11 protein-coding genes are annotated in these 14,291 nt (G+C 40.5%); 2 read left to right on the top strand and 9 right to left on the bottom strand.

Going from position 1 to position 14,291, the window contains the following annotated elements; genetic code table 11:
* Nucleotides 1-146: 146 nt before the first annotated feature.
* The 6 genes from COCH_RS01965 to COCH_RS01940 all read right to left on the bottom strand — a co-directional run bounded on the left by COCH_RS01965 (nt 147) and on the right by COCH_RS01940 (nt 6,036).
* Nucleotides 147-1,130 (bottom strand): alpha/beta hydrolase, encoded by a 984-nt coding sequence (locus COCH_RS01965; RefSeq protein WP_015781709.1) that lies wholly within the window; start codon nt 1,128-1,130, stop codon nt 147-149.
* A gap of 36 nt (nt 1,131-1,166) precedes the next feature.
* Entirely contained in the window at nt 1,167-2,006 is an 840-nt protein-coding gene (locus COCH_RS01960) for a CPBP family glutamic-type intramembrane protease (protein ID WP_015781708.1), read from the bottom strand.
* Nucleotides 2,007-2,018: 12 nt separating this feature from the next.
* Nucleotides 2,019-2,543 carry a TetR/AcrR family transcriptional regulator gene (locus COCH_RS01955; protein ID WP_015781707.1) on the bottom strand — a complete coding sequence of 175 codons (525 nt, stop codon included), beginning with the start codon at nt 2,541-2,543 and terminating at the stop codon, nt 2,019-2,021.
* A 117-nt stretch (nt 2,544-2,660) separates the two neighbouring features.
* Nucleotides 2,661-3,407, bottom strand: coding sequence for an ABC transporter ATP-binding protein (locus tag COCH_RS01950; RefSeq protein WP_015781706.1), 747 nt, complete (start codon nt 3,405-3,407; stop codon nt 2,661-2,663).
* Entirely contained in the window at nt 3,408-4,637 is a 1,230-nt protein-coding gene (locus tag COCH_RS01945) for an efflux RND transporter periplasmic adaptor subunit (RefSeq protein WP_015781705.1), read from the bottom strand. It abuts the gene before it with no gap.
* A gap of 64 nt (nt 4,638-4,701) precedes the next feature.
* Nucleotides 4,702-6,036: a TolC family protein gene (locus tag COCH_RS01940; RefSeq protein ID WP_015781704.1), complete on the bottom strand. Its 1,335-nt coding sequence runs from the start codon at nt 6,034-6,036 to the stop codon at nt 4,702-4,704.
* A gap of 874 nt (nt 6,037-6,910) precedes the next feature.
* On the opposite strand from COCH_RS01940, the gene COCH_RS01935 reads away from it, so the two are divergent.
* Complete coding sequence (locus tag COCH_RS01935) at nt 6,911-10,429, top strand: efflux RND transporter permease subunit (protein ID WP_015781703.1); 3,519 nt, start codon at nt 6,911-6,913, stop codon at nt 10,427-10,429.
* A gap of 281 nt (nt 10,430-10,710) precedes the next feature.
* On the top strand, nt 10,711-11,088 hold the full coding sequence (locus COCH_RS01930) for a PUR family DNA/RNA-binding protein (RefSeq protein ID WP_009410371.1): 378 nt from the start codon (nt 10,711-10,713) through the stop codon (nt 11,086-11,088).
* Between the two features lie 62 nt (nt 11,089-11,150).
* Here COCH_RS01930 and xerD read toward each other — a convergent pair whose 3' ends face one another.
* The 3 genes from xerD to COCH_RS01915 all read right to left on the bottom strand — a co-directional run bounded on the left by xerD (nt 11,151) and on the right by COCH_RS01915 (nt 13,772).
* Nucleotides 11,151-12,062 carry a site-specific tyrosine recombinase XerD gene (gene xerD, locus COCH_RS01925; RefSeq protein ID WP_002673589.1) on the bottom strand — a complete coding sequence of 304 codons (912 nt, stop codon included), beginning with the start codon at nt 12,060-12,062 and terminating at the stop codon, nt 11,151-11,153.
* A 69-nt stretch (nt 12,063-12,131) separates the two neighbouring features.
* The gene (locus COCH_RS01920) at nt 12,132-13,214 is read right to left on the bottom strand and encodes a BT_3928 family protein (protein ID WP_015781702.1); all 1,083 of its coding nucleotides are present in this window, start codon (nt 13,212-13,214) and stop codon (nt 12,132-12,134) included.
* A 12-nt stretch (nt 13,215-13,226) separates the two neighbouring features.
* Nucleotides 13,227-13,772, bottom strand: a complete 546-nt coding sequence (locus COCH_RS01915; protein WP_015781701.1) for a DUF1599 domain-containing protein — start codon at nt 13,770-13,772, stop codon at nt 13,227-13,229.
* Nucleotides 13,773-14,291 lie beyond the last annotated feature (519 nt).

Genomic DNA, 14,291 nt, shown 5'->3' with positions numbered 1-14,291 from the left:
GTTTTGTACTCGCCTTTTACTATTTGCCAGCAGACCTCATAATGTATCAAAAACAAAGGAGGATAAAGTTATTTTATGTCCTTCTTACTTTTACCTCCCCTTCTTTCAGTAAATATCAGCTTGAGACTTGTTTTTTATGCTTTGTTTTATTGAAGATGCTCACTAAAAAACGCCTCCAATTTATCAAAAGGAATTACTCCAGCTTGATTGTCGTAAAAATCGGTGTGACGTGCATTAGGAACAATTAGCAGTTCTTTTTTCTCGCTTCCGATTAACTTGTAGGCATCTTCGCTCATATAGCGAGAATGGGCATTTTCTCCGGCAATCATAAGGGTTGGTACCTCAATTTCATTAGCATAGGCTAACAAAGGGAAATTCATAAATGAAAGCAGCGTAGTGGCTGTCCAAACGTGATTGGAAACTGAACGCTCGTGGAAACCTCGTGGTGTTTTGTAAAACTCAATATAATCATTTAAGAATTGAGGTACTTTATCTGAAGGGGCATGGGGCATAGGGTAACCTGGGGAGGGAGTTCCTGTTTCGGCATCTTTCCAACGGATGGCATTGAGCGAACGCTTCATTTCTAAACGCATTTCGGGTGTATTGGCATCAAAATAGCCTTTGCTAAACACGCGTGACATATCGTACATTACCATAGTAGCCACTGCCTTGATACGTGTATCGATAGCGGTAGCATTCAGGGCAAAGCCTCCCCAACCACAGATGCCTATGATTCCTATTTTTTCTCTATCAACAAAAGGTTGGATTCCTAAGCAATCTACTGCTGCAGAAAAGTCTTCGGTATTGATGTCGGGCGATGCTACATTGCGAGGTTTCCCACCACTTTCGCCGGTATAGGAAGGGTCGAAAGCTAAGGTTACAAAGCCTCTTTCAGCCATTGTTTGGGCGTAAAATCCTGAGGCTTGTTCTTTTACTGCTCCAAATCCGCCACAAACAGCGAGGGCAGCGAGCTTCTTATCTTCGCTGTTTTTTGGGAAGTACAAGTCACCAATAAGGGTGATACCATAGCGGTTTTTGAATGACACTTTTTTGTGTTCAACTTTATCGCTTTTGGGGAAAATCTTATCCCAAGAAGCAGCATTTACAGGGGTTTTAGTGTTTTTGTTCATATAGCTAATATTTTTTTGGTTTATACAATCTATTCATTATGAATGAAGGCGTTCTTTACTTTTGCGTATTCTTCTTAAATACAAGCCTATAGCTAAGTACATCAATGTTGGGATGAGACCAAAAAGAGGAGATACTAAAAGTGTTTTATCGGCTGAAATAATAGTAAATCCTTCTGAAATGAGAGGATTAAGAGCGTCTTTCATTGAGTGCATCAAAATTACCAATAAGAGCGAGCGCGAGAGAAAGAAAATCTCAGTGTACATTATTGTCCAAACAGCAATAACCACAAAGCTCACTAAAACAAATAGCTCTTTGCTATAAGGAAAAAAGGTTGCCATATAAGCATCGTCTAAGAATATGAGGTTGTATGGCAGATGCCATATTTGGCAGACAAATGCCACCACTAAATAAATCAACCATTCATTTTTGACGAGTTGTTCCATTTTTACGGTGAGATACCCCCGAAAAGCCGTCTCTTCTAAGATATTTTTGATAAAAATGGGTAAGAAAGCAGTAGCAAAAACAGGGAGATAGGCAGCAACACTAAACTTACTCGCATCTACCCAACCTAATAGCTTGCCAACAAACATTGTTATACCAACAACCACGGGATAGACTGCAATAGCAAAGATATACCAGCGAGTGTTTTGCTTGAAACGAGGTTTTAAAGGGAAATCTTTCCAACCATCGCCACCGAAAAGGCGAAGCAAAATCATACACACAATAGGAGTAACAATAAAAATCCCTGATCCCAAAGACTCTAAATTAGAAGGCTCACCAAGTAATTGGTTTACCCCAATGCCTATCCATCCGCAAGAGATAGCTACCAAGCTAAATAGGATTACATTCCGTAGTGTTTTTTTATTGGTTCTCATATTAAGGCAGGTTTATTTTAAAATTTCTAAAATTTTATCTTCGTCGTAAACAAGCATACCCACTGCCACCAATGAAGCGATACCGTGTGCCAACATCCAACCTTTAGCAATATCATTTTTCAGCTCTTCATCAGGTAGGTTTTGGTATTCCTCGCTATTTTTCATTATTTCAACCACTCGCTCACTTTCCGGAAAAATGTCAGTAAGTTTTACATTGGTAACATTATCCATATAAAAAGCCTTGAATAAGGCGGGTTCGGTGTGTGCCATCCATACGTATCCAAGTCCTAAATCCAAAAGAGTATTGCCTGTTTTTGAGTAACTGAGCACTACACTTTGCAGGAAGGGCAGTGCTTTTTTGCAGATTTCGGCTTTAAGGTCATCCATATTTTTATAGCACCAATAGATGGGCTGAGTGGAGCAACCTATTTGCTTAGCAATATTTCGGGCTGAAAGGACTGCAAAGCCTTCTTTTCGCACCATTTCAAAAGCGGTTCCTATAATTACTTCTTGCGTTATTGTTGTTGATTTCGGCATAAAACTTTGTTATAACATATGTAATATAACATATGTTATTTTTGCAAAAGTAGTATATTTTTTTTAACCTGCAAATTTTTAATCAAAAAAGATTCAGTCTGCGTCATTCGTATTTTGTCATTCATCACTTGTCATTCGTAATTGTGCCAATTCTTCCTTTGCATTCAGTCTATTGGTTACTTCCTTATCACTGATGATATGTCCGTCTTTGAGTACAACAGTGCGCTTGCTGAAAAGGGCTATATCGTTCTCGTGGGTTACAAACCCTATCGTACTACCTTGGTCGTTAAGGCGTTGGAAAAGCTCCATTACTTCGTAGGAAGTTTTAGTGTCAAGGTTACCGGTAGCCTCATCGGCAAGGAGTATCACCGGGTGATTTACAAGGGAACGCGCAATGGCTACCCGTTGTTGCTGTCCGCCCGAGAGTTCACTGGGCAAGTGGTTCAATCGGCTTTCCAAACCTACGCTGATGAGAGCTTCAATAGCGCGCTCGCGACGTTCTTTAGCCGAGATTTTAGAGTTGTACATCAAAGGGAGCTCTACATTCTCGATAGCTGAGGTACGCGCCAAAAGATTGTACGACTGAAAGATAAAGCCTATCTTGGTGTTGCGTACTGTTGCGAGTTCGTTCTTGCTCATATCTTTCACCGAGATGCCGTCCAAAATGTAATCGCCTGACGACGGACGGTCTAAACAACCTAATATGTTCAATAAGGTTGATTTACCCGACCCACTCGGTCCCATAATGGTTACGAACTCCCCCTCGTGAATGGTGAGATTGATGCCTTTCAGGGCGTGAACGATTTCGTTACCCATCTTAAACTCGCGTTTCATATCGCGTATGTCGATGATTGCTTTTTTCATTTATTTGGCTTTTGAGTTATCACGACGGGGGCGTTTAGGCATAAACGGACTACTGCTATCGTCGTTATTTTTCTCACCTTCTGCTACTTGAGGGCGATTGCTTTGCAGGTTGGTAGCTACTTTTTCTCCAACACTGAGTCCGCTTACCACTTGCACGTTGATACCATCATTACTACCTATGGTTATCGCTTTTTGGGCAAGACTACCGTCAGTGTTCACTACCCATACGTATTTGTTTTTACCCTTGCCGTGCTGTACTTTAGGGACTTCAGCTGTAATGCCTTTCTGAGCGTAGTATTGCATCAGTAGGTCGATGTCTGGGGTGAAATTCATCGCTTTCGCAGGCACTATGGTTACGCCTTTTAGCTCATTGGTATAGATAGCGATGGTCGCGGTAAGCCCAGGTTTGAGCTTCTCATCGGGGTTTTCAGCCTCTACTATCACCGTATAGGTCACCACGTTCGAAGTCGTAGTAGGTGATAGACGCACTTGGGTTACCTTCCCCGAAAACTCTTCTTGGGGGTAAGCATCTACGGTAAAGCTCACACGTTGCCCTACTTTCACTTGTCCTATATCGGCTTCGTCTACATCGGCTTCCACCTGCATACGCTTGATGTCTTTGGCTATTTTGAAGAGTGTAGGCGCACTCATCGAGGCGGCTACCGTTTGCCCTTCTTCTACCTCTTTGCTGAGGATAATCCCATTGATAGGCGAATAGATATTGGCATACCCCAAATTGGTTTTTGCTTGATTGAGGGTCGTAAGACGTTGTGCTACATTTGTTTTCGCGTTGTTGAACTGATACAATGCCTGCTCGTAGTCCGATTTGCTAATCACTTGGGCATTGTACATTTTCTGTTGTCGTTCGTAATTCTGACGGTAGTAATTCAGTTCGTTGAGTGCCGATTGGTAGTTGGCAGTAGCATTTACAACCATTTCTTGTAGGTTCGTCTTGTCGAGTTCCGCCAGTAGCTGTCCTTTCTTCACTTGGCTGTTGTAATCTACGTAAATCTTGCTTACCAATCCCGATACTTGGGTACCTACTTCCACCTCGTCCACTGGCTGTACGCTACCAGTAGCAGTTACTTCGGTAGTAACGTCACCTTCGGTTACCTTATCGGTTTGCAGGACGATAAAAGAAGGTTTTTCCTTCATAAAGAAGTGATACACCCCAAAAGCCACTACGGCTAATAGTACGATAATGATGATTTTCTTAATGTGTTTTTTCATTGTATTTAGTTGTTAGTCATTAGATAATATTCTATAAATTATTTTTTCAGAAAGATTAGCATCGCTACATTCCCCCTACTTGGGAGGGGGTTAGGGGGAGGACTCCCATATAAAACTTCAGCAACTGTACATACAGCGCTTGCATATACTTATTTTGCAAATAGGTTTGCTCCGCGTTGAGGTAACCGTTTTCGCTTACGAGAAGCTCGGTATTGGTAAGTCCACCGAATTCGTGCTTTTTTACTGCCAAATCGTATGCCAATTTAGCATTGTCACGAGCCGTGCGCGAAGCTGCTTGTTGCGCTTGATAAGTGGTAGCATTCTGCCAAGCGGTTTCTATTTTGGTATAGAGGTCTTTTTCCGCTTGTTGTTCGTCGAGCACCGCTTGCTGTTGCGTAACCTTAGCTAGTTTCACATTGTTCTTATTTCTGAACTGCGAAAAGATAGGAATATTAAGCGATGCTCCTATGGTCTGACCGAAATTGCTGTCCAACTGGGTGCGATAGCTCAAATCGTTGAGGTTTGAATATCCTGTATTTACCCCTGCTTGTAGCGATAGAGTAGGGGCATAGCCCGCCCTGGCTATCTTAATATCTTTTTCAGCTATCTTTTGTTGTGACTGATAGATTTTTAGATTGGGGAGCTTTTGTCTGGCTTCCGCAAATACCACATCTTTATTAGGGATAATCGCCGTTTCATCATCTGCGGGAAGGTCGAGCGCAATAGCGAAATCACTATTAGGAGGAAGCTCCAACAGTTGTTTGAGGGTCAGCACCTTACTTTCGTATTCATTTTCTGCTTTGATAATAGCATACTCGTTGTTAGCGTGACGCGTTTCTATCTCAGCTAAACTCAGTTTAGCAATAGACCCATTAGCAAACTTGCCCTGTGCTTGTTTTAATTCCTCACCCGAAGAGCGCGCTGTATTCTTAGCGACTTCTATTCCCTCATAGCTGTAAAGGGCTTGCAGATAAGCTTCAAGCACACTCAAAGTGATGTTGTTTTTCGCCTCTTGCACGTACAGTTCGTTCTGTTCGAGCAATAACTTACTGCGGTCTACTTGTAGGTTCAGTTTATTGCCCTGATAGAGTGGCATAGATGCCGATACCCCAAAGTTGTTGGAGAACGTACGACGCGACACCCGCTCGTTAGAAATCTGATTGATTGCCGAACCGTAATTCTGGTTTGCCGAAGCCGAACCACTTACCGTAGGCAAGCGGTTGCTCTTCGCCTGACTGTAATTGATTTCAGCCGTCTGCTGGTTCAGTTCCGTCTTCTTTACAGAAATATTGTTCTGTACCGCATAGTTGATACAGTCTGCCAGCGACCATTGTTTCGCTTGAGCCCCTGCTAACAAAGGACAGAGACACAAAAAAGATATGTACAAGGTTCTTTTCATCGTTTTTAGTTTTTAAGCAACTTTTGTCATTTAGTTGCGACAAAGGTAATACAATACAGCCAGAGTCCGCAAAAATAATCGACGAAAAGCCTTATTCTATCGACGAAAAGCAATATTTAGCAGTTAATTTTTAGTTATAAGGGGTTAATTTTAGTCGTCAGAAACGTCCAACTGCTCTGCCATCCACCTTGTCCGCTCACTCCATCTAGTCTACCCTATCTATCTCGTTCTCCTTCTCCGCCCCATCAGCCTCGTCCAACAACTGCCCGTACATCTCCTTCCTTCAATAACTATCGCAAGTTATCTTCCTTTTATCTTTATGTATTGTTCATTCAAAAATCTGTTATTCGTCATTTATCACTCGTCATTTGTCCCCTGTCATTCTTCATTTCTTCCCTTTTTCTTCGCTACATTCCCCCTTTAAAAGAGTATGTTTTGTCTCTAATTTCCCCTTTTCCGTCATACTCCCCCCTAGTGCCTATGGCCTAAGGCCTAGTACCTTTTCCCTTTCTTTCGCCTCGAAACCCCGATTTTAACATTTTTAGTGCTGTTGTATGATATTATGAATCAACTATTTATATACCCTTTCTATACCAATCGTCCAAGATTCGTATAAGCTTCCTATAAGCTCTCTATAAGCTACCTCCACCCTCCTAATAGCACTTTCTCACCAAAAATTCTCTCGACCCTCTTCCGTTCTTCTCCGTTATCTTTCGAACTCCTCAACCCTCCACATTTGCTAATTTTCTCATTTCCTAATTTGCTAATTTTTTCCCTGCCCGTGTGGCTCACACTGCCTGTGCGGCTCGCACCTCATTTCCAAATTTGTCTATTTGCTAATTATTCTATACTTTTGTCCGATAAATAAACGCAGATGTTAAACAGAATTTACCAATATATCACCACTCATAAACTCGCTACCTTCTCATTCTTCACCGCTTGGGCGCTCATTACCATTTATGGCTTGAGTCAGTTGCGGTTTGAAGAGGATATCACCAAAGTACTCCCTCAAAACGATAAGACGAACCTCACTTCCAAGGTACTCAAGCAACTCAACTTCGCCGATAAAATCTCGGTAATGGTAACAGCCGAAAAAGGCGGAACACTCACCGATATGCAGGCAGTTACCGAAAATCTGCAAGATACGCTCAACGCTTCTATGACCAAGTATATCACCAGTATTCAGGGGATTATAAACGAAGAAGAGATAGACGAGACTTGGCAGTTTGTAAACGACCACCTACCTCTTTTTCTAAACGATGAAGATTACGCTTATTTAGAACGCCGTTTAGCCCCCGATAGTCTCAAATCAATGGTGGAGAGTCAGTACAAAACGATGCTCACGCCTGCGGGTATGGTGGCACAACAGTTTATCCGTAAAGACCCTTTTGGTCTCACTTTTCGCGGTTTGCGCAAACTCCAAGAGCTCAATACCGGCAACGATTTTAAGATTGCCAATGGTTTCCTCACTACTAACGACGAGCAACATATACTCTTCTTTATCAACCCTAAGTACGATGGCAACGATAGCGAGCACAATGCCGCTTTCGTCGCAGGGTTAGACGAGTTGCAAGACCATCTCAACGCCCAGTATCAAGGGAAAGTACGCGTAGATTTTTTTGGAGCTCCCTTTATCTCGGTGAGCAACGCCTCTCAAATCAAAACCGATATCCTCACCACGGTACTCATTTCACTATCAGCACTTTATTTATTACTTGTCTTCTTTTATCGAAGTGTCTATATTCCATTTATCGCTTTTATCCCTTCAGCTTTTGGGGTGCTCTCAGCTTTGGCAACACTCTATGTGCTCAAAGGCAGTATTTCTGCAATTTCTATCAGTTTAGGAGCGGTACTCTTGGGAGTTACTATCGACTATTCACTACATATCCTCACTCATTACAAGGTAGCTAAAAACACTGCCGAATTGTACCGTGCTGTAACCGTGCCTATCTTGCTCAGCAGTATCACTACCGCTATTTCATTCCTCTGTTTGCTCTTTGTGCATTCCGAGGTAATGCAAGATTTAGGCGTGTTTGCTTTCGTGGGCATAATGGTATCAGCTATATTGTCATTGGTGCTCGTGCCTCATTTCTATCGTGGCAATCGCACTATCGAGGTGCGCAAAACCTTTTTAGATCGTATAGGGGCTTATCCATTTCATCACAACAAGTGGGTAGTAGGCGCTTGCTTACTGCTGATAGTGGTGAGTTGTTTTACTTTTCATAATGTCCGTTTCAATGGTGATATTGCCAATATCAACTATATCAACGAACGTTATAAGGCAGCTGAGCATCAATTAGAGAACATCACCGATAGCGAATACAAATCACTTTATGCCGCTGCTTATGGCAATTCGTTAGAGGAGGCTTTAGAGCGCAATTATATACTATATCAGCAGTTGCAAGGTTATAAAGCACACGATAGTATCAAGCAATTTAGTTCTATCGGAGGGATTGTATTGCCTAAAAAAGAACAAGAAGCTCGATTGCAACGATGGAAAGATTTTTGGAATGCCGAAAGACAGCAATTTCTAAAACAACAACTGATAGGAAAAGGAAATGAGGTCGGTTTTAAAGAAGAAACTTATGCACCTTTCTACCAAAGTATAGCAGGTGATTTTGAAGTGATAAACAACCTCGATGCTTATAAAGCGCTTTCAGCCATTCCGTTAGAAGATTTTATTACCGAAAAAGAAGGTTTTTATACCATTGCCAATCTCGTAAAGCTCACTGTTGCCGAGCGTGATCCTTTTATCTATTCAGTAGAAAAACACACGCCTACCGTTGTTATCGACCGTAAGAATTTGAGCGAAACGTTCTTAGGTAAACTCAAAGACGATATATTGCTGTTAGTAAACTATTCGTCTATCGCTATTTTCCTCATACTGCTCTTGTTCTTCAAGCGGATAGAGTTGGTGTTACTCACTCTTATTCCTATTGGAGTTACAGGGATAGTTACTTCTGCTCTGATGAACTTTTTTGGCATAGAGTTCAATGTGTTTAGTATGATTGTTTGCACTTTGGTATTAGGGCATTCGGTAGATTTTAGTATTTTTATGACCTGTGCATTGCAAAAAGACTATACCGATGGTAAAAACGAACTTCCTGTGTACAAAGTGTCGGTGCTTTTAGCCTCTATTACTACTTTTTTGGCTATCGGTACGCTTATTTTTGCGAAACACCCTGCCTTAAAGTCAATTGCATCGGTATCTGTGATAGGTATTTTCACTGCTTTGGCAATAACTTTTGTATTTTACCCTACGATATTTAAGTTTTGTATCTTTCGCCGTCCTGATAAGGGGCGTTCTCCGGTGAGTTTGCGTCTTTTAGTGCAATCCATACTGCTAATTACCTATTACGCATTATCGTCTATTATTCTCTCCAATATAGGTTGGCTGCTTGCCAAAATTACTCCTAAACGTACTATGTGGCTCAGACGTTTAGCAGCTTCGCTCACTACATCAGTGCTTTATGCCAATCTTTTTGTGCGCAAAAAGGTAGAAAACCCACGCCATATACAGCTTACAACTCCTTCGGTAGTAATTTCCAATCATACCTCGTGGCTTGATACCTTAGCTATAGGGCTCTTCACACATCGCATCAGCTATATGGTAAACGATTGGGTGTATAACTCGGTAGTATTTGGACGTTATGTACAGTCAATGGGCTTTTTTCCTGTTTCTGAAGGCATAGAAAAAGGAATGCCTTTATTCGAAAAGAACTTGAAAAATGGTATTTCAGTAATGATTTTCCCAGAGGGCAAACGTTCCGAAAGTAACCAGATACACCGTTTTCACAAAGGCGCTTTCCTGATAGCCGAACTTTTCCAAACGCCTCTTGTGCCCGTGTATATTCACGGTTGTTCGGAAGTGCAACCCAAAGACGATATAATTGTTTATGACGGTGCTATTACGGTAGTAGTAGGCGAACCCATAGCTCCTAACGATGAGCGTTTTGGCAATACTCCGCGCGAACGAGCCAAACAGATAGGCGCTTTCTACCGCCAGCAATTCCTCGCCTTGCGCAAGCGATTGGAAGGAGTGGATTACCTAAAAAAGAAACTGTTTTTAAACTATTTATACAAGGAAAATTACGTAGTGCGCGCTGTAAAAGAAGATTACCAGCAGCATCGCGAACATTATCACGAACTTGTGCATTCACTGCCCGAAAAAGCGCGTATTTTGCATATCACCAATGATTATGGTCAGTTAGATTTTTTGTTATTGCTCACTTATCCTGAACGTGAAATTGTATCCGTTATCGCCGATGACGAGAAGCGTGCCATTGCACAGCACAGTTACCTCACCAAAATTCGTAAAATACAATACGTAAAAGAGCGTCCGGAAGGAGATTTTGAAATAGTAGTTGAAGGGAGAGAAGTCGTAATAGGATAAGGAAGTAGTGCCTAATTAGGCTGAAAGAAAGGGCTTATTTGAACCTAAGACGAAGGTAAAGCGAAGCTAAGATGAAGGAGAAGGTGTTGGCGAAGTTAATTGGTAAATTTTAAGTGATATTCTTTTGATAAAATTATGGTTAGTAGTCTTTTTCAAGTGTGAAACCTTAAAATTATACTAAAATAAGGAAATAAAGTAAAATTCATACTATAAATATTTGCACTTGCTATAAAAAATGAAGACTTTTGCCGACAGAATGATTTAAAAATACGTACATAACGATGGAAGAAAAAGAAATATTAGACAATGAGGAGATATTCTCAAAAGTTTTAAGAGCAGGCAGACGCACCTATTTTTTTGATGTAAGAGCAACGCGTGCTAATGATTATTACTTGACTATTACCGAAAGTAAGAAGTTTACTCACGATGATGGTTCTTTTCATTACAAAAAGCACAAAATCTATCTGTATAAAGAGGATTTTGAAATGTTTAAAGATATTTTAAACGAAATGACTAACTATGTTTTTGATGAAAAAGGAGAGGAGGTAATTTCTGAACGTCATCAAAAAGACTTTAAAAAGAACTATTACAATGAACGCTTGGAAGGCGTAAGCAATAGTAATGGTGTTTACAAAGACCTTGATTTTGAAGACCTATAGTTAAAAAACTAATAAGATAAAACTTCACTCATCTGTTTGTAATAGAGTGATGACGTAATAGGCTATTGGGTAAAGCTCATTTTATGGCGTGGGTGGTATTTCACCAAAGCTTCCCTCAAATATGACTTCTCTACGTGTACGTATATTTCTGTGGTAGTAATATTCTCGTGACCTAACATCATCTGTATGGCACGCAGATTCGCACCGTTCTCCAATAGGTGTGTTGCAAAAGAATGTCTGAAAGTATGTGGGCTAATGGTCTTCTGTAATCCTATGTTTTCAGCTACTTGTCTTACAATAGTAAATATCATTGCGCGAGTAAGTTGTTTCCCTCTTCTGTTTAGGAAAACGTAATCTTCGTGACCTTTTGCTATCTTTAATTGTTTGCGCTGGTTATTGATATAATTGTTAATTTGTTTCTGCGTATAGCTTTCAATAGGCACTAAGCGCTGTTTACTACCTTTCCCCATTACTCTAATGAAATCTTCTTCAAAAAACAAGTCGGATAGACGGAGAGAGACCAATTCCGACACTCGCAATCCACAACCGTAAAGCGTTTCTATAATAGCTTTATTACGATGCCCCTCATCGGTGCTGAGGTCTATAGAGGCGAGCATAGCATCTATTTCTTTTAAGGAAAGTGTATCGGGGAGTTTCACGCCTATTTTAGGGCTGTCGATAAGGCTCATAGGAAAGTCTTCACGTCCTTTCTCAGAAATCATAAACTTAAAAAAACTCTTTAAAGCCGATATGAGTCGGGCTTGTGAACGTGCGTTGAGTTCTTTGGAAACTTCGTATACGAACTGGCGCAAGGTATCTACTTGAATAGTATCGGGGGGTTCAGTGATATTGTATTTTTCCAAATACCCTATGAGTTTCTCAATATCTAAGCCATAAGACACAACAGTATTCTGCGATAAACCACGTTGTAATCGCAAATAATTCTGATAATCGGTATTTACTTTACGCCACACGTTTTTAGGTAAAAGATAAGAGATAAAAGGTAAAACCAGCGATAGCTAGAAATGTGAGTAAAAGGTATGTTATTTATCAATTGGTAATTTTTCGCTGTCGTTATAATGCTTTTTATCGATGATAGTACCCTTGGAAAGCACTATAAGTCCAGGATTAGAACGTATCATTGTTTTGAGGGTAGTAGCATCGTTATAATAAAAGTTGAAATTGAGTTCGTATTTCTTTACAATATAAGGAGCTTTCTCCATTTGTGAGGTAAGACCTATCACGGTATAACCGTTTTTAAGAGCTTTATCGGTTACTGTTTTGATAGCCTTAAAAGCCTCTTGGTTAGCAAGGTCGAGGCGATAAGAAACTACCATCAAGAGCTTTTCTTCTGCCATAAATTGTGGCAAATAGTCTGTTTCTCTATCTTTATCTTGAATATAAAAATCGTGTATAGGAGGCAATTCGGTAGTAGAGGTAGAGCTTACATATTCACCATCTACTTTTGGGAAACTTGCATCTTTAGTTACAATCACTTTTTCTTTGCCGTTTACTTTGAAAGTCCAATAATAAGTAACGGCATTGGGCGGTAATTCCATACCTTTGGGGATATTTGTTCCTATCTTATATGGGCGAAAATCTTTTATGGGTAAGTGATTGTACACGTAATATACAAAGCATATGCAGAAAAGCACAGAGATTACTGTAATTAATAAAGGTAAATTGCCTTTGGTAATGGGTTGTACATATTTTTGCCCCCAAAAGACGATGAGAGCTAAAACTAATAGTACCATATCTTTGGTAAACGATTGCCAAGGTGTAAATTTGATAGCATCACCAAAACAACCACAATCAGTTACTTTGTGAAAATAAGCCGAATAGAAGGTGAGGAAGCCGAAGAATACTAACATAGCCAGCAAAAGCCACAAAGTGAGCTTCTTTTTATAGCCTACCAATAAGGTTACCCCCAAAACTACTTCGAAAATACATACCAAAATGGCAAAAGTTAAAGTGTATGGTACAAAAAAAGGCATATTGAGCACATCGGGAGCAAAATAGTCTTCCAATTTAAATGAAAAGCCCATTGGGTCATTGAGTTTTATCATTCCACTGATGATAAAAGTAACACCTAATAATATGCGACAAAGCTGGATAAGATATTTCATATAAGTTGTTATTTAGTTGTTATGTTGATTGTTTAAATGTATGAGAGCAAACACTGCATAGTTTATCATATCTTGATAATTAGCATCAATACCTTCACTTACTAATGTTTTTCCTTTATTATCTTCAATTTGTTTTACACGCAAGAGCTTTTGCAGGATAAGGTCGGTAAGAGAGCTCACCCGCATTTCGCGCCACACCTCGCCATAATCGTGGTTTTTAGCTTCCATAAGGGAGCGTGCTTCGGCAACTTTGGCGTCGTATAGAGCCGTTGCCTCTTCGAGACTAAGGTCGGGTTGGGTAGCTACTCCTTTATCTATTTGAATAAGAGCCATCAGGGCGTAGTTGATGATGCCTATAAACTCGGCTGTCTCGTCTTCATCGATTTTATGCTCGGTATTCTCTTGTAGCCCTCGAATGCGTTGTGCTTTGATGAGAATCTGGTCAGTAAGAGAAGGGAGGCGCAAGATACGCCAGGCACAGCCATAGTCTTTCATCTTGTTGATAAAGAGCCTACGGCATTGTTCAATAACCGTGTTATATTGTTTAAGAGTGTTCATTTTAATTAGGTGATAGGTAATGAAAGTGCAAAGGTACGAAGTAATTAGCAAATGGACAAATTTGGAAATTTGGAAATGAGGTGCGAGCCACACTGGCAGGGGGAATTAGCAAATTTGGAAATGAGAAAATTTGGAAATTAGCAAATGAGATGGAGGCTACAAGAAACGCGCCAGCGAAAAGGATTAACTTTGCCAAAGGTGCGAGCCGCATAGGCAAAAACTTTGGCAAAGTGTATACCGCAAAAGTGACATATCTGAGCTATCGGAAGGAAACGGAGAAGAACGGAAGAGGGCTGAGAGGAATTTTGATGAAAAAAGGCTATGAGAAGGGTGGGGGTAGCTTATAGAGAGCTTATAGGAAGCTTATACGAATCTTGGACGATTGGTATAGAAAGGGTATGTAAAAAGTTGATTCATAGCATAATAAAACAAGGCGAAAAATGTTAAAAACGGGGTTTCGAGGCGAAAGAAAGAGGAAGAGGCACTAGGCCTTAGGCCATAGGCACTAGGGGAGAGTAT

This window comes from Capnocytophaga ochracea DSM 7271 (assembly GCF_000023285.1).
Classification (GTDB): Bacteria; Bacteroidota; Bacteroidia; order Flavobacteriales; family Flavobacteriaceae; genus Capnocytophaga; species Capnocytophaga ochracea.
Note: the sequence above shows the minus strand (reverse complement) of the source record. Positions and strands in the feature narration are given on the sequence as shown.

Coding starts and splice junctions, on each gene's coding strand:
- COCH_RS01965 (WP_015781709.1), bottom strand. CDS start 1,130: ATGAACAAAAACACTAAAACCCCTGTAAATGCTGCTTCTTGGGATAAG.
- COCH_RS01960 (WP_015781708.1), bottom strand. CDS start 2,006: ATGAGAACCAATAAAAAAACACTACGGAATGTAATCCTATTTAGCTTG.
- COCH_RS01955 (WP_015781707.1), bottom strand. CDS start 2,543: ATGCCGAAATCAACAACAATAACGCAAGAAGTAATTATAGGAACCGCT.
- COCH_RS01950 (WP_015781706.1), bottom strand. CDS start 3,407: ATGAAAAAAGCAATCATCGACATACGCGATATGAAACGCGAGTTTAAG.
- COCH_RS01945 (WP_015781705.1), bottom strand. CDS start 4,637: ATGAAAAAACACATTAAGAAAATCATCATTATCGTACTATTAGCCGTA.
- COCH_RS01940 (WP_015781704.1), bottom strand. CDS start 6,036: ATGAAAAGAACCTTGTACATATCTTTTTTGTGTCTCTGTCCTTTGTTA.
- COCH_RS01935 (WP_015781703.1), top strand. CDS start 6,911: ATGTTAAACAGAATTTACCAATATATCACCACTCATAAACTCGCTACC.
- COCH_RS01930 (WP_009410371.1), top strand. CDS start 10,711: ATGGAAGAAAAAGAAATATTAGACAATGAGGAGATATTCTCAAAAGTT.
- COCH_RS01920 (WP_015781702.1), bottom strand. CDS start 13,214: ATGAAATATCTTATCCAGCTTTGTCGCATATTATTAGGTGTTACTTTT.
- COCH_RS01915 (WP_015781701.1), bottom strand. CDS start 13,772: ATGAACACTCTTAAACAATATAACACGGTTATTGAACAATGCCGTAGG.